This is a genomic window from Methylomonas subterranea (genome assembly GCF_024505185.1).
Lineage (GTDB): Bacteria > Pseudomonadota > Gammaproteobacteria > Methylococcales > Methylomonadaceae > Methylomonas > Methylomonas subterranea.
In genome coordinates, this window is sequence record NZ_JANIBJ010000003.1 from 115,131 (window position 1) to 136,237 (window position 21,107).

Consider the following 21,107-nt stretch of genomic DNA (forward strand, 5'->3'; position numbering starts at 1 on the left):
ATACACCGCAACCGATAGCCGCGGTATTTTCAGCGCTATCCAAAGGATTGTGAGGGATTGGTCATGATAGAAACCTTTACCGACGCTTATCGTAAAACCCAGGATGTCATCAAGAAGGAAACCTTCGAAAAAGACTGGGACAGTTTTCTAAAGAGCAAAATCAAGCAACTGCTGGGCGACGACGGCTTGAACGACGCCGAGGCCGCCAGTCTGACCAAACTGCAAAACGACATCAAGTATCCGAAGGGCGGCGCCAAAACCAGCCGTAGCGTGGAAGCGGACGCCATTCTGGAGGCCGCCAGACAAGATGATGCCAACAAACTGCAGGACAGGGCCGCCGCGCTTAAATTTCTCAGGCATGTTTACTTCATCAGCAAGCGCGGCGGGCAAAGCATTTGGGTCTGTTCTCCGCCGAAACGCTACGCCAATTGGACTTATGACGAGTTCAACGGACTGAACAAGGTGGAACTAAAATCCCGCCTGGCCCACCAGACCGAAATTTTCAGCGCGGGCAACATGAACAAAATGTCGGCGGGCACCCAGGATGCGCTGGCATGGTGTCAAAAGGTCCTGATCAGCCTGGCCTCGGCCAAAAGCAAGGTTAAAAAAGACCGGGATCTGGTGAGCCGATGGTTCGCGGACGAGAATACCGACGATCCCAAGTTGGACGACTTGATCGAAAAGTTGACGGCGGGGTTCAAAAAAATTCGCGACGTCTGCAATTCCAACCAACTGGTATTTTCAGACGATACGGTGGACCGCAGCACTCAGCCCAATCTGTGGAAAACCACCTATGCCTTGGTACATGATGAAAAGCTGCACGTCATTTATGTGGAAAAAGTCTTGCTGGGCCGCTCCGGAACCAAGCTGGAATGGGCTATCACTATTGTGCACGAACTTTCGCACAGGGAAATCAAGACCAAGGATCACTTTTACAGCGAATCCGGCCTGAAACCCAACGCCGCCAGCTTTCCCTCCGACAAAGCGCTGGAGAATGCCGATAACTGGGGCTTTTATGCCGCCAATGTCAACGGCGCGCTTACCAAGGGCAAAATCCAGGCGGTTTTGAAAGAACCCTAGATTTTCGTCAACCCGCAACGAACCGGGAAACCGATATGCCGCGTTTCAATCGTTTTTTCCTTATTTATCTTTTGACTATTCCGGGCTCCGTATCCGCCTGTTCCGACAACCCTGTCGACACTGGCGAACCAAGGCAAGCGGCGGCCGGCGAAGCGGAACTCAAGCAAGCGGAGAGCAAGACCATGAATACAATCGGCAGCAGACGCCGGCGCCTACCGCCGGAACTAAAACCCATCACGGTCGACGGCGTGGTTTACCAGGAACTGCGCCAAGGCAATAAATTGGGTTACGAGCAAAAGAGCGGGTTTTTGATCGCGCTCGACCAGAAAACAGGGGAAATGCTCTGGCACGTGCGCGCCTACCCGATTCAGTACGTCGAGGGCAAGGAAACCGATGTACAGGAAGTATTCTTTACCCGCCTGGAGTTGTTGCCGGGTGGAAAGGAAATATTGATCGAGAACGAACTGGAAAAACAGTTTATCGTCAATCTGGCGGACCACTCGGTCACCTGTAAATAAGCCGGGTACCGGGGCGGGTAGCGCCAAACAAAATCAAACGCGCCGATTCGCTGGGTTTATAATCGGGCCACCTTTCCACAACATTCATAAGGTACGCAATGGACCCAAAATACAGCTTCTCATTTGATAAAGGCGACGGCAAAAACAAGGCGTTATTAGGCGGCAAGGGTGCCAACCTGTGCGAAATGACGCAAATGGGGCTAAACGTACCGCCGGGCTTCGTGATTACCACCGCCACCTGCCTGCAATACCTGGAGAACAAGCAGTTGCCGGCAGATTTGATGGACGAAGTCGCGCAGCAAATCAGCGCCATCGAGCAAACCACCGGCAAGCAATTCGGCGGCTCCGCCAATCCGCTATTGGTGTCGGTGCGCTCCGGTTCGGCCATCTCCATGCCCGGCATGATGGACACCATTCTTAACCTGGGCCTAAACAAGCAAACCCTGGCCGGCCTGATCGAAATGACCGACGACGCCCGCTTCGTTTACGATGCCTACCGGCGTTTTATCCAATTGTTCGGCAAGGTGGCGCTGGGCATAGAAGATGAAAAATTCGACGTGCATTTCCAAACCGTCAAACGCAACGCCGGCATCAAGGCCGATGTGGCGCTGAGCGCCGATCAGCTGCAGGAAATCAGCGAACTGTTCCTGCAAGTCGTCAAGGACGAAACCGGCCGGCCGTTTCCGGAGGACGTTTACGAACAACTGGAAATCGCCATCAAGGCGGTATTCAATTCCTGGCTGGGCCGTCGGGCGGTGGATTACCGGCGCGAATTCCATATCACTCCGGATATCGCCAATGGCACGGCGGTCAATATCGTCACCATGGTATTCGGCAATATGGGCGACGATTGCGCCACCGGCGTCGGCTTTACCCGCAACCCGGGTACCGGCGTCAACGAAATGTACGGTGAATATCTGGTCAACGCTCAGGGCGAAGACGTGGTGGCCGGCATACGCACGCCTAAACCGGTGCACGAAATGGCCGGGGAAATGCCCGAGCAATACCGGCAACTGGTGGAATTGCGCAACAAACTGGAAGCGCATTACCAGGAAGTGCAGGATTATGAATACACCATCGAGCGCGGCGTGCTGTATTGCCTGCAAACCCGCAACGGCAAAATGAATGCGGCGGCGATGGTAAAAACCTCGATCGACATGGTCAACGAAGGTTTAATCACTAAGGAACGCGCGTTGCTGCGCATCAACCCCGAATTACTGGAGCAATTGCTGCATCCGCAATTGGCGCCCGATCACGGTCAACTGGCCATCGCCCAGGGCCTACCCGCTTCTCCGGGCGCCGCCTGCGGCAAATGCGTGTTCGATGCCGATACCGCCGTGCGCCTGGGTAAAACCGGCGCCGATTTGATTTTATTGCGCGAGGAAACCAAACCCGAGGACATCCACGGCTTTTTTGCCGCCCAAGGTATTCTGACCAGCCGCGGCGGCAAAACCTCGCATGCGGCCGTGGTGGCGCGCGGCATGGGCAAGGCCTGCGTGGCCGGGGCGGAAGATATTCGGGTCGATGTGCGGGCCAGGCTGGCCATTGTCGGCGACATTCATATCAAGGAAGGCGATTTGATCACCATCGACGGCAGCACCGGCGATATCTTTTTGGGTCGCATTCCCACCATCAAACCCACTTTCTCGCAGGAGCTGAAAACCCTGTTGAGTTGGGCCGACGAAAACGCCCGCCTGCGCGTGCATGCCAACGCCGACACGCCGACAATGGCCAAACTGGCGGTGGAATACGGCGCCAAGGGTATAGGTTTGTGTCGCACCGAACGGATGTTCAACGCCGTCGACCGGCTGCCGCTGGTCATAGACATGATACTGGCCAACAGCACCGAGGAGCGCGAAACCGCGCTGGCAAAACTGTTCCCTATCCAGCGCGACGATTTCGAACAATTGTTCGAAGCCATGTCGCCCTATCCGGTCACCGTGCGTTTGCTCGACCCGCCCATGCACGAGTTCTTGCCCAACGAACACCAGTTGCTGGACGAACTGGATGCGCTGAAACATTACCTGACCATCGTCAAGGGCCAACGGGTTACCTTGGATACCCTGGCCGGCCACGCGGAGCTGCCGGCCCCGTTCAACATGCTGAACGAAGAAGTCATCGTGGAAGCGATTGCCAAAAAGCAAATGATGCTTGACAAGGTGCTGGAACTGTACGAGGTCAATCCCATGCTGGGCCATCGCGGCGTGCGCTTGGGCATGAGCTATCCGGAAATCTACAAGATGCAGATTCGCTCGATTCTGGAGGCCGCCGCCCGTTGCGTCAAACAGCGGATTCCGGTCGAACCTGAAATCATGGTGCCGCAAGTCATCACCGCGCAGGAACTGAAAAAGGTGAAACAATTCGTCGATCAAATTCAGGCCGAAGTGGAAGCGCAATACAAAATCAGCCTGAAATTCAAATTCGGCACCATGATAGAAACCGTGCGCGCCTGTACCCGCGCGGACAATCTGGCCGAGACCGCCGAATTTTTCTCCTTCGGCACCAACGATTTGACCCAGGCGACTTTCTCGTTCTCGCGCGAAGACGCCGAAAACAAGTTTTTACCGCTGTATGAAGACTCCGGCCTGCTGCAGGACAACCCGTTCGAAACCCTGGATATTCAAGGCCTGGGCAAACTGATGAAAATGGCGGTGGACTGGGGCCGGCAACAGCGTCCGGACTTGAAGGTGGGCATTTGCGGCGAACACGGCGGCCATCCCAAATCCATACAATTCGTCCACGGTTTGGGCTTGAATTACGTGTCTTGTTCTGCGCCGCGCATTCCGGTGGCGCGTTTGGCGGCGGCGCACGCAAAATTGCTGGAAAAACCCTGATCGACCCGCCCGCCGGCTTTAACACCGGCGGGCTTGGGTTCATTCCGCCGCTTGTCCCTGATATTTTTCCACCCGGTTTCTGCCGGAATGCTTGGCATCGTATAAGGCGCGGTCCGCGTGCAGCAGTAAATCGCCGAATTCGACGTTTTCGCGCGGTATCAGTGTCGCCACGCCCAGGCTGATGGTGACATATTGCGAGATTTTGGAGTCCGGATGCGGCAATTTCATGCCCTCGACAGCCATGCGTAAAATTTCGGCCAGTTGCATGATTTGCATGGAATCGCAGGCCGCCACCACGCAGAACTCTTCCCCCCCATAACGGGCTATCAAATCACCGGAGCGCCTGAAATAATGCCTCAGGGTACGAGCCACCTGCCGCAGGCACTGGTCGCCCTCCACATGCCCCAGATTATCGTTATAAGCCTTAAAAAAGTCGATATCGATCATGACCATCGACAAGGGGTAATGGTGGCGGGTGGCCCGCTTCCATTCCCGTCTAACAAAAGCATCGTAATAGCGCCGGTTCGGCAACAGAGTAAGTGCGTCCAGATAGGCCAGTTGCAAATGGCTGCGGGCCTTGGTCAAGCGTTTGCTGAGCCTGACTTGCGCCCAATAAGCCAGCAACAAGGCCATCAATCCGATAGCCGAGATTAAAAGATGGGATTGCCTCAACCATTGCAGGCGCAGGAAAATGATATCGTCGATAGTGGCACTCGGTATGCTGACACTGATGCCGCCCCTTATGTCACCGACTTTGTTTCCCGGCGCATCGTGGCATTTCATGCACGGCTCTTCCAAAATCAAGGGCCCCATGTAGCGATAAAAACGTTGGCCGCCGATATCGCTGACTTCCTGATAAGTTTTTTGCCCCTGATTAAACGCCTGGAGCGCCGTGATTTCCCAGTCATCGGCTTGATTATCCGGACGGATGGGCTCCAGGCTGGTGATATGAAAGCGTATGCCGCTATCGCCGCGCTCCATTTCAGCCAACTGCCGGGTCATCAGCGCGGGGTTGATCAGAGTCAGCTTTTGCCCTTCGCTGGTGATGATATCCCGCGCGGGCGTTTTCAAATAGGGATTGGGTTGGGTCCGCTCCGTGATGGGCACATAGACGCCGCCGTGCTCGCTGTTCCATTTTCTCATCAGCACGATATGTTGAAAAAACATCTCCGCTTGTTTATAGGCGATTTTTTGACCGAACTTTTTATCGTCTTCCGCCTGATAATAATAAGACAGGCCAATCAACATCAGCCAAACAACGCTAAACATTAGAAAGCTGGTCGCTTTCATGCAAGACTCCAATACCCTGGAAAAACGTAGCGGTTCACTCTATACATCAAACATTCCCTATTTCCGCAATTAAAATAGAGGGGACCTGGATAAGATTGATTATAATCAATATCAAGAATTTGCCCGAAATTTCACAAAACTCCCTCAGATTCGGCCTTGGCAACACCCTGACGAATGGTGTTGCAATATAAAGCGATTTGCCGGGGTCGTTGCTGAACTTGATCACTCTTTTTGACATGACAACCCGATTGACAACACCCGATCAAACCACCGAACACGATCACAATCAATGCATACGCAACGCCATCGCGACGGCCGAGCATTTATGTATCGATCGTGGCGTGCAATTAACGCCCATTCGGCACAAAATCCTGGAATTGATCTGGAACAGCCATAAAGCGATCAAGGCCTATGACCTGCTGGATTTGATTCGTCCTATCAATGATGCGGCCAAGCCAGCTACAGTCTATAGGGCTTTGGATTTTTTACTAGAGCAAGGCCTGATTCATCGGGTTGAAAGCCTGAATGCCTTTGTCGGTTGCCGTAGTTCAGGCACCCAACACGATCAATTGTTACTGATCTGCACAGCCTGCCACAACGTGGAGGAACGCTCGGCACCGCAGGTGTTTTTGGCACTGGCCGAAGAAACCAAAACGGCAAAATTCAGCGCGCGACGTAAAACCATTGAGATTCACGGCCTGTGCAACAGCTGCCGCAGCGAATAAAGTTTCGAAACCGGCTTAAACATTGACCCAAGTCAATATTGCCGCTGCGTTCCGCCCTAAAATACCCACCATGTCAATAGCTTTCCTACCGTTGGCATATCCTCTTGAAAGATAGGTCTCTGGGCGGATGATTTTTTCCATCCGCCCTTTTTTTTGCCGCAAATCCTCTATAATTCCGGCCTGACCGACTCCTCCCTGGCCGACATGCTGACTTCTCCGCAAAAAAAACTGATCGCGCAAGCCGCCCTGAACTTCGATGCGTTAAGCGAACAGCGTTTTTGCCAACTTTGCCAACAGCCCGACCTGGCTCAATCCGCCGACGACGATGAATTGGCGGCATTTTTACAAATCGCCAATGCGCTTTACCGTGGCGGCGAGCCGATTGTCAGCGACGCCGACTACGACTTCGTCTATCTGGCGGAATTGAGAAAACGCCATCCCGAGCATCCCTTGCTGCAAGCGGTGGAGCCCGAACCGACTTTTGCCGGCAAAACCGTGGACTTACCGGTCGTCATGCTGTCCACCGACAAAGCCTATACCATCGAGGACGTGGAACGCTGGGCCGGCCGCATCGAAAAAGCCGCGCAAGAATTGGGAAAAAATTTTGCCGAATTGAGCTTTAAAGTCACTCCGAAACTGGACGGCTACGCTGCCTACGACGACGGCGAAACGCTGTACACCCGAGGTGACGGCCGCAAGGGCCAGGACATAGGCCGGGTCTTCGAACGCGGCCTGCTGGTGGCCGATCGAGGCGACCGTGGCCTGGGCGCCGGCGAAATCGTGGTGTCGCGCAGTTATTTCGACGCGCATCTTGCCGGGCATTTCGATAACGCCCGAAACTTTCAGGCCAGCGTCATCAAGGAAAAAGAGCTGGACGAACACGCCGAGGCGGCCATCAGGGAGCGGGCGGCGGTGTTTTATCCCTTCGCCCTGTTGCCCTGCTGGGAAGGCCCGTGGCAAACCCTGATCGCCGACTTCGAAAACATCGTCAAAACCGTATGGCATCGGGTGGATTACGATGTCGACGGCGTGATTCTGGAAATCGTCGACGAAGAGCTGAAAATCCACTTGGGCGCCACCCGCCACCACCACCGCTGGCAATTAGCTTACAAGGAAAACCTGCAGACGGCGGAAGTCCAAGTGCTGAGGGTGACGCCGCAAACCTCCCGTTCCGGACGCATTACCCCGGTCGCCGAACTGGAACCGGTGCGTCTCAGCGGCGCCCTGCTCTCGCGGGCTACGGCTCATCATTACAAAATGGTACTCGAAAAAGGCATAGGCCCCGGCGCGCTTATCCGGCTGGCCCGCTCCGGCGAAGTGATTCCTAAAATCGAGCAGGTGATCCGGCCGGCCGAACCGCAAGTACCCGAGCACTGCCCCAGCTGCGGCCACGCATTGATCTGGGACAACGACTACCTGATCTGCCCCAATAATCTGGCCTGCCCGGCCCAGATCAGCAACAGCATGGAGCATTTTTTCCGGGTACTGAAAAACAACGACGGCTTCGGCGCCGCCAGCATCAAAAGACTGTATGAAAACGGCATTCGCCGGGTTGACGAAATTTATGCGCTGAGCGCCGAACAATTCGAAAGCATGGGTTTCGGCCCCAAGCAATCGCAAAATCTGCTGGAGCAACTGCTGCGCAGCCGCGGCGAAGCCGTGGAAGACTGGCGCTTTTTGGCTGCTTTCGGCGTGTTCAGAATGGGCTTGGGCAATTGCGAGCGCTTGTTGCAACACTATGCCTTGACGGATATCTTTTCGCTCGGCGAGGACGAAATCGTGGCGATAGAGGGCTTTGCCGAAAAAACCGCCGCCGTGATTACCGAAGGCTTTGCCAACATCAAACCCTTATTCGATAAGTTGATGGCGCTGGGATTTAACCTGCAAAGCACCCAACGTCAACCCAATGATGCATCCCATCCGTTGGCGGGCAAAACCCTGGTATTCACCGGCACCCTGCACAGCGGCAGCCGCGACGAACTTAGCAAACAGGCCAAGACTAAGGGCGCCAAGGTCGGCTCCTCGGTTTCGGCCAAAACCGATTATCTGGTGGCGGGCGACAATGTGGGCGCCAACAAACTGAATGCCGCCCGCGACAAAGGCGTCAACATCATCAACGAACAGGAGTTTCTGCGCTTGCTGAACGGGGCCGACGCATGAGTGTCCGCCCTCCCATCGTGCTGTGTTTTTCCGGCCACGACCCCAGCGGCGGCGCCGGCATACAGGCCGACATCGAAGCCATCGTCAGCCACCGTTGCCATGCCGCCAGCGTGATTACCGCCTTGACCGAACAAGACAGCCGCAACGTTAAAAAACTGCTGCCGCAAAATCCAGCCGACATTATCTGTCAAGCCGAAACTCTGCTGAACGATTTCAAGGTCTCGGCGATCAAAATCGGTTTGCTGGGTCATGCGGATACCGCGCTGGCCGTTCACGACATTGTGCGGCAATGTCCGGATATACCGGTGGTACTCGACCCGGTCTTGGCCGCCGGCGGCGGCACCGAGCTGGCCGGCGAACAACTGATAAGCGCCATCGTCGCCAAACTGCTGCCGTTGACCACTGTCTTGACGCCGAACAGCCAGGAAGCCCGTAAGCTGGCGGGCGTGAACGATTTGAACGCTTGCGCCAGCCTACTGCGGGCCAAGGGTGCCCAAAACGTGTTAATCACCGGCAGCCACGAAGATTCGCTGCTGGTGCATAACCGTTTGTTCATGCCCGACGGCTTGAATGAAACCTTCAACTGGGAAAGGCTGCCGCAACATTACCACGGCTCCGGCTGCACGCTGGCCAGCGCCATCGCCGCCCTGCTCGCTCAGGGTCTGGATGTGTTTACCGCCGTCAACGAAGCCCAGGAATTCACCTGGCAAAGTCTGGCGGCCGCCTATCTGCCCGGCAAGGGCCAGCACAATCCGCGGCGTTTATTCTGGATGGACGCATGAAATTTCCGCGACGCGGCCTGTATGCCATCACCCAACCCGAAGGCAAAAGCCTGGAACAAATCCTGCGCGACGTGGAAGCCGCTCTAAAAGGCGGCGCCGTGGCGATTCAATACCGGGATAAGCAGCCGCTCGACGCAGTCGGTTTGGCCCGGCAATTATTGACGCTGTGCCGTGCCTACCAAGCGCCGTTGCTGATTAACGATAGCGTCGAGCTGGCATTGAAAGTCGCTGCCGACGGCGTGCATTTGGGCAAGGATGACGGTAGCATCGCCGAAGCCCGGCGACGGCTGGGGGCCGAGGCGATTATCGGCGTATCCTGTTACAACGATGTACAAAAAGCCTGCGCGGCTGCCGGGCATGGCGCCGATTATGTAGCCTTCGGCCGCTTCTTTCCATCCGGCTCCAAGCCGCTGGCGGCGCCGGCCGAGTTATCCACCCTGATTCAGGCCAGACAGTTGCTAAGTCTGCCTATCGTGGCAATCGGCGGCATTCTGCCGGAAAACGGTGGACAGTTGCTTGCGGCGGGCGCAGACTTACTGGCGGTGATAGGCGGCGTCTTCGACCGCGAACCGCAAGCTTCCGCCCTCGCCTATCAGGCACTTTTTCATTCCTAAACCCAAGGAGATCGTCATGTCGGAACATGTCTATAAAAAAATCGAACTGACCGGCTCATCCAGCGCCGGCATTCAACACGCCATCGAAACCGCCATCGCCAAGGCCGGTCAAACCGTGAAAAACATGCGTTGGTTCGAGGTGGTGGAGACGCGCGGCCATATCGAAAACGGCAAGGTCGCCCATTGGCAAGTCACCATCAAGGTGGGTTTTACCGTTGAAGATTAAACTGCTTAAAGTTCCAACTCCAAAATACGCGGGAACCCGGTCTTACGGCTTCCCGCCATCTTACCCTTTCCGACAATGCAATTTTTCGCGCCGTGATTTCACCGGCACCTACCACCAAGCAGGTTTGGTCTTTACTTTTTAGAAAAGGGAAAATATTCCATAACGGTTTTTTTGCTGCTATGGAACGACGCAAACACTTTGATGATAAATCAACTCTTCGACAGGTCGACCGCCCACCAGATGTTCATCAATGATGCGCTGCAAATTGGCCTCGTTGACGTTGTAATACCAGATACCATCGGGTTGTACGCACATGATCGGGCCGGATTTGCAGGTGGCGAAACAGTGGGCGCGGGTGCGTTTGACCCGAAGTTCGCCTTTATCAATGCCGGCGGCCTTAAATTTCTCGCCCAGGGTTTCGAACAGGGCTTGTGCTTCACCATTTTCGGTGCAGCGCGGGCCGGTACATACCAACAGATGGCGTTTGTAATCGCCCATTTTGGGTTTTTCCGGCATGGGTTGTGAGTTATTGGTCATGATGGCTCGCTTGCAGAGGGGTGGTACTAAATTGTGCTCGATCGTCGTGGTAACGCTGCAAGGCAGTAGTGTCGAAGCCGGTTTCATCAGCGACTAGCCATAGATTGAACAAGGCCTCGCCTTGGCTATCCAGCACATGCAGGCCATAGGCTTGATCACTGCGGCTCACAAACCATATCTGCCGGGCCTGACGCCAGTCGATGTGTAAATGAAAGGCGGTGTTGACGATACTCAGCCAGCCATTCTTGGCTTGCAAGTCGGCGGCGTTGATCAGCAATTCCGCCACGGCGCCTGCCTCGCTGCGCACTACAGCGCGTAATTTGCCCCAACCGGGCAATGACGCCAACAAGCGTTCATGACTGTCGGGCACTGCCCGTTGCGCCTGGAACACCCCCGCCGCATCATCCGGTGTAGCCAGACTGACTGCATCGAGAATTTCCGCCAAGGGTTGGGCAAAGTAGTGCGCCGCTTGTGGTAAGGTCGCTTTAGGGGTGTCACGCAAATATTGCCGCACACCGCTTTTCCAACCCTCCAAACCCATGCTCAACGAACGACCCGCCTGTTCGCCTGCGCGGGTTTCACCGGTCATGGCATCATATTTGTTGGCATAGCCGCGTGGGGTGACCATCAATCCGGCGCGGACGAAGGTGCTACTGTTACCGACCAAGACCGTGGTCAACATGCCGATGTCGCAATCGGCCATCTCCGCCAAACGCACCAGCTGGATATTTTGTCGGGCGCGATAACCGGATTTGACGATGGCTACCGGCGTATCCGGGCTGCGATGGCGCAGCAATATGTTTTGCGCTTCAACGATATGCTGGGTGCGGCGACCGCTTTTCGGGTTGTACAAGGCCACCACGAAATCGCCGCGCGCCGCGCTTTCCAGGCGATTGGCAATCACCGGCCATGGCGTCAGCAAATCGGACAGCGAGATCGAACAAAAATCATGGGTCAACGGCGCGCCAACCAGCGATGCGCAACTGGACAGCGCGGTACTGCCGGGTACCACTTCCACTTGAATCGGATCGTCCGGCGTCCAGCCGCTGTCCAGCAGCAATTCATACGTGGGTCCGGCCATGCCGTAAACGCCGATGTCGCCGGATGAGACCATGGCGACGATCTTGCCCTGCTTGGCATGTTCGTAGGCTTCGATACTGCGATCCAGCTCTTCGGTCATGCCTTTTTTGATAACTTCCTTGCCGTCCAGCAAGTCCTGCACCAGTTTGATGTAGGTGCTGTAACCGATCACCACGTCGGCTTCGGCGATGGCTTGGCGCGCACGCTCTGTCATGTGTTCGTGCGCGCCGGGGCCGATGCCGACCAGTAAAATTTTGCCTGCTTTTGTCATTGGATTCTCGCTATCGACACGGTGGCGTTCTTGCCGTCCGCGCCGAGATATTTATGTTTTTCGATCAGTAAATGGTGCATATCGGTATTGGCCGCCATTAACGCAGCAGCCTCTGCGACAGCCGGTGTGCCCATGTATTTCATGACCACAGCGGATGGATTCGGAACCGGGATGGCGGCCAGCACCTCGGCCGGGTAAAAATGCAACGGCCAATCGTGTTGTTGGGCCAGTTGCAGCAAGGCGGCCTCGTCGTTTTTTTTATCGATGCTGGCTATGCCGGCGACCGCCCCACGCTCGATGCCAGCCAGCCACAAGGCCTGCGCCAAGGCTTGCCGCAAGGTCTCCAGGCTGGCGTTGCGGTCGCAGCCCATGCCGATCATCACGTTCATTGATCACTGGGCGGCCGATAGACCACCAATCTTTCTTCGAGCCGTTGCCAGATACCGGGGTCGATGTCGCGGTGGGTCACCCAAAGAATCGAGTTGAATTTCGCGGTATCAACGTCCTCAAAGCGCTGGAACAGATGAATATTACCCGGCAGCGGCGTGGGCCGGGTCCACCAGTTTTGGCTACCAGCTTCCTGCACAAAGGCTATCGGCAATTGGTTGACCACGTCCGCCGACACGCGCGTGATATTGATCTTGGGCGCTTCCACTTGCCAACCCAACTCACGGCCCAAAATGTCCACCGGGATGGTCTTGCCGACATCCGACGCCGTGGTCAGCACCGGCGTGGCATTCAACAAAGTGGCAACTTTTTCCGCATAGGCATTGGCGCCGCCGACATGGCCGGACAGCACCGGAATCACGAATTCGGCGGCATCATCGATCACCAGGATGCCGGGGTCTTCGTCCTTGGATTTGAGATACGGGGCAATCAGCCGTACCACCGCTCCCAGCGATACCAAAAAGATGATCTGGTCGTAACTCGAAAACAACTCGCCGATTTGCGCGCTCAATGCGCCTTGATACACCCGGCGCGGATTGGCAAAATCGCCCAAGTGCTCGGCCTGCTTTTCGGACACCACCACCTCGGCTTCCGGGAGTTGTGGTGCTAGCCGGGAGGCAATACCAGCGCCATGTTTGGTAATCGCCACCAGGGCGACACGTACTTCATTCATCGCTTGTGTCCTTTTTCTTGCGGCAACCGCGCTGCATTTCGCTGCGCTGACGGCCTGGGTTTTTAATAATCAGTAAAGACAGGTAATTGACCTTTTGCCCTTGCAGGCTGGCGAGGTCATGCACCATGCGTTCTTCCGGAGCGCCGGCTTTCTCGACGAACCAGCCGTGAGCCAGCAAATCGCGACGGCGCAGCAAATCGATCAGGTCGTCCAGCAGCGGTTTGACCTTGAGCAACACCAGGGTATCGAAGTCGTTCAACATGCGTTCGATCTGGGCGATGCCGTAACCGGCTGGCACGATGGCGATGGTGTCATCGACGTCGGCCAGGGGTTCGCCGGCACGCGCGGCGGCGGCATGAAACGATGACACGCCGGGCACCACTTCCACGCTTACATCAGGCTGCAAGGCGCGCACGCTGCGTTGCAGATGGCCAAATGTGGAATAGGTCGACGCGTCGCCTTCCACCAGAAACAACACGTCCTCGCCGCGTTGCAATAGAGCCAGCACGGTTTGTGCGGCTTCCAACCAATAGCGGGCCAGAATATCCGCATCGTGAGTCATCGGAAAATGCAAAGCGGTATGTTCTGGCGGCAGCTCAAGACCGGCGCGCAAAGCAATGTCCAGCGCATAACTGTCGCTGTTTTTCTTGCGTACCGGATAGGTCCAATGACCTTTGCCTGCCAGTAATGCCCAGGCGCGGCGGGTAATCAGGCCAGGGTCGCCGGGGCCGAGGGAGACGCCGTAGAGGGTGCCGAGGTTAGTGATCATGTCTCAAATTGGCTCGTTAATATGGCGTCGCTATCGCGACATGTTTATTTAAAGTCGGTTCTCGCACCGACAGGCGAGATACTTTTCTTTGCCTGTCCAAAGAAAAGTATCCAAAAGAAACGACACCCTGCACACTGCCTTGATCCTGCGCTTCTCGCTTTTGTCGAGGGTTTTCCGAAGGGGCTTCCCAGCCCCTCGGAAAACGCGCGGCATCCCTGCCACGCCCCTTCGGGCTGTTCTCGACAAAAGCTGCGATGCTCGGGGCGGTATGAAGGGACTTCAAAACCATGCCTTCGGCATTATTCCGCTGCGCGGGTATGGGCGTAATTCATTGCTCTGATCTCCTGTTAAAGATCGTTGTGATCGGACATGACCAATTTAGCCGGGCCAGCCGATACAATCCACACCGGATTTTCGGCCTGTAAGCGATGCATGTTTAAAATTGGGCTGCTACGCGAGGCTTGAATCTGACAGACGTCCCAGTCCGCGCCGAGTTGTTTCAGCGTTTCCACGGCGGTTGACAAGTTTTCCAGGGTGACGAAGTTCATCACCAGCCAGCCGCCGGGTTTGAGGCGACGCAGGCACAAGGCGATCAATTCCGCCAGTTCGCCACCGGAACCGCCGATGAATACCGCATCCGGGTCGGGCCAGCCATCCAGGTGTTGCGGAGCCTTGCCATGCACGAAGCTGTAATTGCTGATGCCCCAGGCGGCCTGATTCTGTTCGACATTGGCGATGTCGTCGGCGTTTTTTTCGATGGCGAATACATGGCCATCGGCACACAGCCGCGCCGCCTCCAGCCCCACCGAACCAGAACCCGCGCCGATGTCCCAGACGATGCTGTGCCGGGTCAATTGCAGCCTCGCCAACGACACCGCGCGCACTTCGCGTTTGGTGATCAGGCCTTTTTCCGGCTTGCGCTGCTGGAAATTGGCATCCTCGACGCCAAACAATATCGGCGTTGGCACTGGCTCTTTGCGCTTCAGAATCACCACATTGGGATCGGCAAAGATGCTTTGCGCCACTGCGCCGACCGGCAGCAAACCAGTGACCCGCTGTTGCGGCTGATTCAAACATTCGGCGACGGCGATGTCGAACTGATCGGCCATGGCTTCGATCTCCAGCATGCGGGCGATACGCGCCGGCGTGTTGTCCGGGCTGGTCAACACCGCCAGCAAATCGTGTTGGCGACAGCGCTGCGCCAATTGGTATAAACCGTGGCTTGATGTCGCTCCGCGCGTCCATTCGCCGGCATCCTGGCTATGCACCGAAACAATCACAGCGTTTTGCCAGGACAATTTCAGCTCGGCAAAAGCCAGTTGTATCGTGCTGAGATTGGGCAAGACGCGCACCCGACTCGGCGCCAGTTTGCCGGCCAGAAACCCGGCGATGCCGTGACACAGCGGGTCGCCGGTTGCCAGCACCGCCACGGCTTCATTGTCTGCCAACGCGGCATTGATCCAGTCCGGCACTTGTTTGAGTTGCCCGGTCAAGTCGTAGTGTCTGGCTTGACGAATGTCGTCAGCCAGCGTGGTCAGCAGACGGCTGCCGGCGATGACATGTTTGGCTTCGCGTAATACCTGCAAGGCCTCCTGGCTCAGGCTGGCTGCGCCGTTGTCGAGTACGCCGATAAAACTGCACATGGCTTGCATGATCAAATCCTTCCGGCTTCCGCCAGTTTGTTGCCGTCAAAATCACACACCAGAACGCTGATGTGAAAGCGGCCGGGATAGCGGTTTTCCAGTGTGGCGATCACCCGTTTGGCCAGTTCGACGTGAAATTCATATTCTAGGCCCAGTTCCGCCATGCACTCGCTGGCATAGCGGGCGGTTTCCTGTGCGACGATGGTGTCGCAGACATCACCCGGTGCGCCGATACTGCGGGCAATGTCCGCGACCAGTTCCACGTCTACAGGCGCCCGGCCGGCATGGGTGATGGTTTCACCCTGAGCCATTTTGGTCAGCTTGCCGACCATGCCGCCGATGATGATGTGTTGAATGCCGCAGCGGGCGGCGGCATCCAGTGCCGGCGTCAGGAAGTCGCCCATCTGCACGAAACAGCTGTCGTCCAGCTCGGGCAGTTCGCACATCACAAATTTCTCGGTGCGGCCGCCGGTGGTCAGTACCACGCTAGCCTGCCCCTGATTGGCTGCCACTTCCACGCCTTGCACCACGCTGGCCCGAAACGCTGCTGTGGAATAGGGGTGGACGATGCCGGTGGTACCCAGAATCGAAATACCGCCGATAATGCCCAAGCGGTAATTCAGGGTTTTTTTTGCCATCTCCGCGCCGCCCGGCACCGAGATCGTCACCGTGAGGCCGCAGTTTTGCAAGGCCTCGGCGGCGATCAGCCGGATGTTGTACTCGATGTTTTTGCGTGGCACCGGATTGATGGCGGGACCGCCGACTGCCAGCCCCAAACCGGGCCGGGTGATCAGGCCGACGCCGTCACCACCCAGCAGTTCGATCTGCCCTGGCGCCTCCAGCCAGCCGACTTCTGCGGTGAGATGGGCGCCGTTCGTGCAATCGGGGTCGTCGCCGGCGTCCTTTTCCACCACTGCCTGTGCCCGAAGGCCGTCGCTCCAGCCGTCCAGCACCGGGAATATCACCGTCTGGCCGTTGGGCAATACGCATTCGACCTGTTCCGGCACCCGGCCCTCCAGCAAACCCAACACGGCCGCCCGCGCCGCCGCCGCCGAACAGGCGCCGGTGGTATAACCCTTGCGGGTGCCTTTGGGTTTGCGTTCGGGCATGGCCATAGTATTAACGTGGGGTACGCGCCGCGTACCTTTTTTGCCATTGACCGCGTGAAAAGCCAATAGTAGGCAATGCGTACCCAACGAAATTGTTATCCATGTGTCTGCCGACTCTCAGCAAGACTTAGCAAAGCATGAATCGCCGCGACCACCAACGTTGATCCACCTTTGCGGCCACGGCTGATGAGCCACGGCACATCGGTCAATTCGGCCAATAAATCCTTGGATTCCGCTGCCGAGACAAAGCCGACCGGCATGCCGACGATCAGCGCCGGCTTGATGCCGTCTTCCTTGATCAGCCGCAGCACTTCCAGCAAGGCAGTCGGGGCGTTGCCGACCGCGACGATGCCGCCATCCAGCAAACCCAGCTTATGGGCTTTGCGCATGGCTTGCACCGCGCGGGTGCTGTTGACCTGTTTGGCGGCGGCGATGACATCGGCGTCGGCGATGAATTGATGGGCGCCAATGCCAAAATGCGCCAAACGCGGCAGGGACAGACCGACGCAAATCATTTCTACGTCGGCAACAATCGGCGCACCGTGCAAAATCGCCTGAATGCCGCCTTCGACTGCCTGCGCAGAAAACTCGGTCAGGCCGTTGAATTCAAAATCGGCGGTGGCGTGAATCATGCGCCGCACCACTTGCCATTCGCCGTCTGAATAATGGTGCTCGCCCACTTCGCGGTCGACGATGGCAAAAGAATCGTGCTCGATCTGTTGTCCGGCCTGGGTGAGTTGTTCGGTCTGGATATTTTGGCTCATGGCGGCTCAGTGATGATGGTGATGTTCGGCTTGCTCGCGGTATTGGCAGCCATCGCATTCCAGCATTTTCGGTGCGACCGGGTCGCTGGCTTCGGTAACGCGTTGATCCAGCAATTTAAAAATCGCCGGGTCGAAACCAAAATAACTGCCGGCACCGAAGGCAATCTGCGGATATTGGCTTTGCAGACGTTCGATTTGTTTGGCGATGCGCTCAATCAATAGGCCAGTAAACAGGTAATACGGCAAGATGGCAATCTGCGTCATGCCCAGGCGCACTTGGCGTTGCACGGCGGTTTCCAGGCGAGGATGGGTAATGCCGGTAAAGGCAATGTCGACCAACTCGTGCTCGGTAGTCTCGAACAGCCAACGCGCCAGTTTGGCCAGTTCGCCGTTGGCGACTTTGTCGGAGGAGCCACGGCCTAATATGATCACGCCGGTGGTTTTCGGGTCCGGCATCGCCAGGGATTTGAGTGCGGTTTTGAGCTGTTTTTGCAGTACGGCCAGCAGGGTTTCATTGCTGCCCAGATGTGGGGCGTAGATGAATTCGACGCCGGGGAATCGTTCGCGGGCTTCTTCGATATGCTCGGGAATCTCCATCTTCACATGCCCTGCGGCACTGATGATCAGCGGCACCACGATCACCCGTTTCGAACCCTGCGCCGCACGTTGCAGACCTTCGGGCAACAGTACATCGGCCAGTTCGATGTAGCACAATTCGATGCGCCAATCGGGGTGTTGGGCTTGCCACTGTTGTTGAAATGCTTGAATTTCATCGTTACCGGCTTGGTTACGGGAACCGTGGCCGACCAAAAGGACGGTGGTTGTCATACTTATTCCTGTGACTGAGGCCGCTCGGCACGGCGAAAACGATGCGTAAAACCGGCATCGTAGAGTTTGGATTTTTTCAACTCGGGCCAATGCCGCGCGCCCAGGGTGGGGCTGATGACGATCATGGCCTGACTGTTGATTTTGGCATCGCGGCAGCGTTGGCGAATGTCGGCCAAGGTGCCGCGGATGATTTGCTGCTCGTCCGGCCAACTGGCTTTGTGGACTACCAATACCGGAGCATCATCGGCCCAACCGGCGGCTTTTAATTCGCGTTCGATCGTGGGCAGCAAGGTAATCGATAAAAACAGACACAGCGTGGTGTGATGGCTGGCCAGTTCCTGCAGGGATTCACCCGCAGGCATCGGCGTGCGGCCTTCGACGCGGGTCAAAATCACGGTTTGCGTGACTTCCGGCAAGGTCAGGCTTTCCACCGCGCAGGCCATCGCAGCAAACGCCGACGAGACACCCGGCACCACTTCGACAGCAATATTGGCCGCATCCAGCGGCTGCACCATTTCTATCAACGCACCATACAAACCAGGGTCGCCGGTTTGCAAGCGAATCACGGTTTTGCCCGGTTGAGCCTGAGCTATCAACCAGTCGCAGATCTGCTCCAGGGTCATGTCTTTGGAATCTTTGATCTCGCAAGTGCTGGGTGCCCATTGCGTCGCAGCGGCCTGTACCAGCGAACCTGCGAACAAAATGGCGTCCGCTTTGGCGATTAGGTCGCGACCTTTGACGGTGATCAAATCCGGGTCGCCGGGACCAGCACCGACAAACCAGACTTTCGCTTGACTCGGATCACTGCTCATAGAAAAAATCCAGCCGCGACTTGCGGGTTGAACGGAAAATAAGTGTGCAGGTAGGAAGCCTGCAGCGAACCCACCCGGTAAAAGTTTTCGCTACGGCTACGATTGCGTTGCGGCTTGGATTCTGTAAATGGCTGTAGGGTCGTTTCCAGTTGCGAGTGATGAAAGCTGTGGCCGCGAATTTCGCCTTGTTCCAACTGCAAGCTGTGCATGCCCAGATTGACCAACCGTTTTTGCATCTGCGCGCTACCCGCTAACAGTCCGGCCATCGCGGCCGCATGGCCGTCTTTATCGGTCAAACGTTCCAGCAAATATAAAAAGCCGCCGCATTCGGCGTAAATCGGCTTACCGGCTTGATGATGCGCCTGCAAGGCTTGTTTCATGGCGGTATTGTCGGCCAAGGTTTGCAGATGCAGTTCCGGATAACCGCCGGGCAGATAGAGGCTATCGGCTTCGGGTAATCCCGAATCGGTCAGCGGCGAGAAAAACCTCAGTTCAGCGCCCATCGCCAACAAGCAATCCAGATTGGCCTGATAGATAAACGAAAACGCGGCGTCGCGAGCCACGGCGATGCGTTTGCCGGTTAGTAACGCTGGCGGCGCTGTGGTGGTGATCGGCGCGAAGCCGACGGGTTCCGGCAATCGGCACGGCGCAAGGTTGTTCAATAATTCGGCGGCGCGTGCCAAACGCAGATCGAGATCGCCGATTTCGTCGGCCTGCATTAAGCCTAAGTGCCGCGACGGCAAGCCTACGCCATCGTCTTTCGCCATCGCCGCCAATAAGGGCAGGTTTTCCGGCAAGGCTTCCTCCAGCAGTTTGGCATGACCGGGGCTGCCGACCTTGTTGGCGATAACGCCAGCGAACGGCAAGTTGGCTCGATAATGGGCTAATCCATACCCCACGGCGGCAAAGGTTTGCGCCATGCCGCCCGCATCGATAACGCAGGCTACCGGTACGCCCAGTGTTTGCGCCAGATCGGCGCTGCTGCTGTCGCCGTCGAACAGGCCCATCACCCCTTCAATCAAGATGATGTCCGCCTCGCTAGCTGCGCGATAAAGCATCTCGCGGCAATGCGCTTCGCCCATCATCCATAAATCCAGTTGATAGACCGGCTGTCCGCAGGCAAAACTGAGAATTTGTGGATCGATAAAATCCGGGCCCGTCTTGAAGACGCGCACCTTACGGTTTTGCTGGCGATGATGATAGGCCAGGGCCACGGTAATGGTGGTCTTGCCTTGCCCGGAGCCAGGGGCGCTGATCAATATCGCCGGACAATGACGTGTTGTAGCGGCACTCATCATTGAAATGTCACTTTGCGCAGCAATCGGCCCGATAAGGCACCCAAGGCCAGCCAGAAAATGGCGTTATTCATGGCTGTCAGTAGCACAAAATGCTGTTGCAATGCTTCGGGGGCTAAGGCGTGAGCGACTTCCGGATGCGGCGCGCCGACTAGTTGCGGTAAAGCCAGCAAGCAAGCGCCGCCGATTTGCAGCCCGCGTTGTTTAGTCAGCACCAGTCCAAACAAACCCATGGCTGTAGATGCCGCAGTAAACAGCCACCACGCTTGGCGACTATGCAGTTCGGCGCTGTCGGTGCCGGGCAATTCCGGCGGTAATCCCAGCGACGGCGCGACAAAAAACACCAGATAACCGGCCAAGCCCCAGCCGAGTCCAGGCAGATAATCGCGTTGATCCCGCCAGTACATCGATGCACTGATTAGCAAGGCAAAGCCAAAGCCGGTCAGGCCGTTGAACAGCCAGGTAAAACCATTGCGTTGCCAGCCATCCATGGGCTGCCAGTCATGCACATGCTCAGCCGACGGCGTTTCGAACTGTTCGGCAGCCAAAATCAACGGCAGGGTTTGATAATGTTGCAACACGCTGAGTAACAGGCCAGCCAATATCCCCGCCAGTAGCGAGATGGCGACCAGCTTACGAAAATCCGCCAT

The 21,107-nt window shown here is 56.6% G+C and carries 21 protein-coding genes; 8 read left to right on the forward strand and 13 right to left on the reverse strand.

Annotated elements, in window-relative coordinates; all coding sequences use genetic code 11:
- Positions 1-63 precede the first annotated feature (63 nt).
- The 3 genes from NP590_RS02550 (at position 64) to ppdK (ending at position 4,432) form a co-directional block, all read left to right on the forward strand.
- Positions 64-1,080 (forward strand): M35 family metalloendopeptidase, encoded by a 1,017-nt coding sequence (locus tag NP590_RS02550; RefSeq protein WP_256600617.1) that lies wholly within the window; start codon positions 64-66, stop codon positions 1,078-1,080.
- 35 nt (positions 1,081-1,115) lie between these two features.
- Positions 1,116-1,598: a hypothetical protein gene (locus NP590_RS02555; protein WP_256600618.1), complete on the forward strand. Its 483-nt coding sequence runs from the start codon at positions 1,116-1,118 to the stop codon at positions 1,596-1,598.
- 98 nt (positions 1,599-1,696) lie between these two features.
- Positions 1,697-4,432, forward strand: coding sequence for a pyruvate, phosphate dikinase (ppdK, locus tag NP590_RS02560; protein WP_256600619.1), 2,736 nt, complete (start codon positions 1,697-1,699; stop codon positions 4,430-4,432).
- A 39-nt stretch (positions 4,433-4,471) separates the two neighbouring features.
- On the opposite strand, the gene NP590_RS02565 is transcribed toward ppdK, so the two are convergent.
- The gene (locus NP590_RS02565) at positions 4,472-5,722 is read right to left on the reverse strand and encodes a diguanylate cyclase (protein WP_256600621.1); all 1,251 of its coding nucleotides are present in this window, start codon (positions 5,720-5,722) and stop codon (positions 4,472-4,474) included.
- A 236-nt stretch (positions 5,723-5,958) separates the two neighbouring features.
- On the opposite strand from NP590_RS02565, the gene NP590_RS02570 reads away from it, so the two are divergent.
- The 5 genes from NP590_RS02570 to NP590_RS02590 all read left to right on the forward strand — a co-directional run bounded on the left by NP590_RS02570 (position 5,959) and on the right by NP590_RS02590 (position 10,229).
- Positions 5,959-6,447 carry a transcriptional repressor gene (locus NP590_RS02570; protein ID WP_256600623.1) on the forward strand — a complete coding sequence of 163 codons (489 nt, stop codon included), beginning with the start codon at positions 5,959-5,961 and terminating at the stop codon, positions 6,445-6,447.
- A 153-nt stretch (positions 6,448-6,600) separates the two neighbouring features.
- Positions 6,601-8,607 (forward strand): BRCT domain-containing protein, encoded by a 2,007-nt coding sequence (locus NP590_RS02575; RefSeq protein ID WP_504222741.1) that lies wholly within the window; start codon positions 6,601-6,603, stop codon positions 8,605-8,607.
- Positions 8,604-9,389, forward strand: a complete 786-nt coding sequence (gene thiD / locus NP590_RS02580) for a bifunctional hydroxymethylpyrimidine kinase/phosphomethylpyrimidine kinase (RefSeq protein ID WP_256600624.1) — start codon at positions 8,604-8,606, stop codon at positions 9,387-9,389. Before NP590_RS02575 ends, thiD begins: the two co-directional genes overlap by 4 nt.
- Positions 9,386-10,003: a thiamine phosphate synthase gene (thiE, locus tag NP590_RS02585; protein ID WP_256600625.1), complete on the forward strand. Its 618-nt coding sequence runs from the start codon at positions 9,386-9,388 to the stop codon at positions 10,001-10,003. Before thiD ends, thiE begins: the two co-directional genes overlap by 4 nt.
- A gap of 16 nt (positions 10,004-10,019) precedes the next feature.
- Entirely contained in the window at positions 10,020-10,229 is a 210-nt protein-coding gene (locus NP590_RS02590) for a dodecin (protein ID WP_256600626.1), read from the forward strand.
- Positions 10,230-10,406: 177 nt separating this feature from the next.
- Here NP590_RS02590 and NP590_RS02595 read toward each other — a convergent pair whose 3' ends face one another.
- From NP590_RS02595 to NP590_RS02650, 12 genes are all read right to left on the reverse strand, one after another.
- The gene (locus tag NP590_RS02595) at positions 10,407-10,766 is read right to left on the reverse strand and encodes a (2Fe-2S) ferredoxin domain-containing protein (protein WP_256600627.1); all 360 of its coding nucleotides are present in this window, start codon (positions 10,764-10,766) and stop codon (positions 10,407-10,409) included.
- Positions 10,756-12,117: a precorrin-3B C(17)-methyltransferase gene (gene cobJ / locus NP590_RS02600; protein WP_256600629.1), complete on the reverse strand. Its 1,362-nt coding sequence runs from the start codon at positions 12,115-12,117 to the stop codon at positions 10,756-10,758. The genes NP590_RS02595 and cobJ overlap by 11 nt, the downstream gene beginning before the upstream one ends.
- The gene (locus NP590_RS02605; protein ID WP_256600630.1) at positions 12,114-12,506 is read right to left on the reverse strand and encodes a cobalamin biosynthesis protein; all 393 of its coding nucleotides are present in this window, start codon (positions 12,504-12,506) and stop codon (positions 12,114-12,116) included. The genes cobJ and NP590_RS02605 overlap by 4 nt, the downstream gene beginning before the upstream one ends.
- Positions 12,503-13,237, reverse strand: a complete 735-nt coding sequence (locus NP590_RS02610; RefSeq protein ID WP_256600633.1) for a cobalamin biosynthesis central domain-containing protein — start codon at positions 13,235-13,237, stop codon at positions 12,503-12,505. The genes NP590_RS02605 and NP590_RS02610 overlap by 4 nt, the downstream gene beginning before the upstream one ends.
- Positions 13,230-14,006 carry a precorrin-2 C(20)-methyltransferase gene (cobI, locus tag NP590_RS02615; protein WP_256600635.1) on the reverse strand — a complete coding sequence of 259 codons (777 nt, stop codon included), beginning with the start codon at positions 14,004-14,006 and terminating at the stop codon, positions 13,230-13,232. Before cobI ends, NP590_RS02610 begins: the two co-directional genes overlap by 8 nt.
- Before the next feature lie 347 nt (positions 14,007-14,353).
- On the reverse strand, positions 14,354-15,658 hold the full coding sequence (gene cbiE, locus NP590_RS02620; RefSeq protein WP_256600636.1) for a precorrin-6y C5,15-methyltransferase (decarboxylating) subunit CbiE: 1,305 nt from the start codon (positions 15,656-15,658) through the stop codon (positions 14,354-14,356).
- Positions 15,659-15,660: 2 nt separating this feature from the next.
- A complete protein-coding gene (locus tag NP590_RS02625) occupies positions 15,661-16,764 on the reverse strand; it encodes a cobalt-precorrin-5B (C(1))-methyltransferase (RefSeq protein ID WP_256600637.1) in 1,104 nt (367 codons plus the stop codon).
- A gap of 89 nt (positions 16,765-16,853) precedes the next feature.
- Positions 16,854-17,522, reverse strand: coding sequence for a precorrin-8X methylmutase (locus tag NP590_RS02630; RefSeq protein WP_256600638.1), 669 nt, complete (start codon positions 17,520-17,522; stop codon positions 16,854-16,856).
- A 6-nt stretch (positions 17,523-17,528) separates the two neighbouring features.
- The gene (locus NP590_RS02635; protein ID WP_256600639.1) at positions 17,529-18,350 is read right to left on the reverse strand and encodes a sirohydrochlorin chelatase; all 822 of its coding nucleotides are present in this window, start codon (positions 18,348-18,350) and stop codon (positions 17,529-17,531) included.
- Between the two features lie 2 nt (positions 18,351-18,352).
- A complete protein-coding gene (gene cobM, locus NP590_RS02640) occupies positions 18,353-19,162 on the reverse strand; it encodes a precorrin-4 C(11)-methyltransferase (RefSeq protein ID WP_256600641.1) in 810 nt (269 codons plus the stop codon).
- Positions 19,159-20,460: a cobyrinic acid a,c-diamide synthase CobB gene (locus tag NP590_RS02645; protein WP_371927219.1), complete on the reverse strand. Its 1,302-nt coding sequence runs from the start codon at positions 20,458-20,460 to the stop codon at positions 19,159-19,161. The genes cobM and NP590_RS02645 overlap by 4 nt, the downstream gene beginning before the upstream one ends.
- Positions 20,457-21,107: a CbtA family protein gene (locus NP590_RS02650; protein WP_256600642.1), complete on the reverse strand. Its 651-nt coding sequence runs from the start codon at positions 21,105-21,107 to the stop codon at positions 20,457-20,459. The genes NP590_RS02645 and NP590_RS02650 overlap by 4 nt, the downstream gene beginning before the upstream one ends.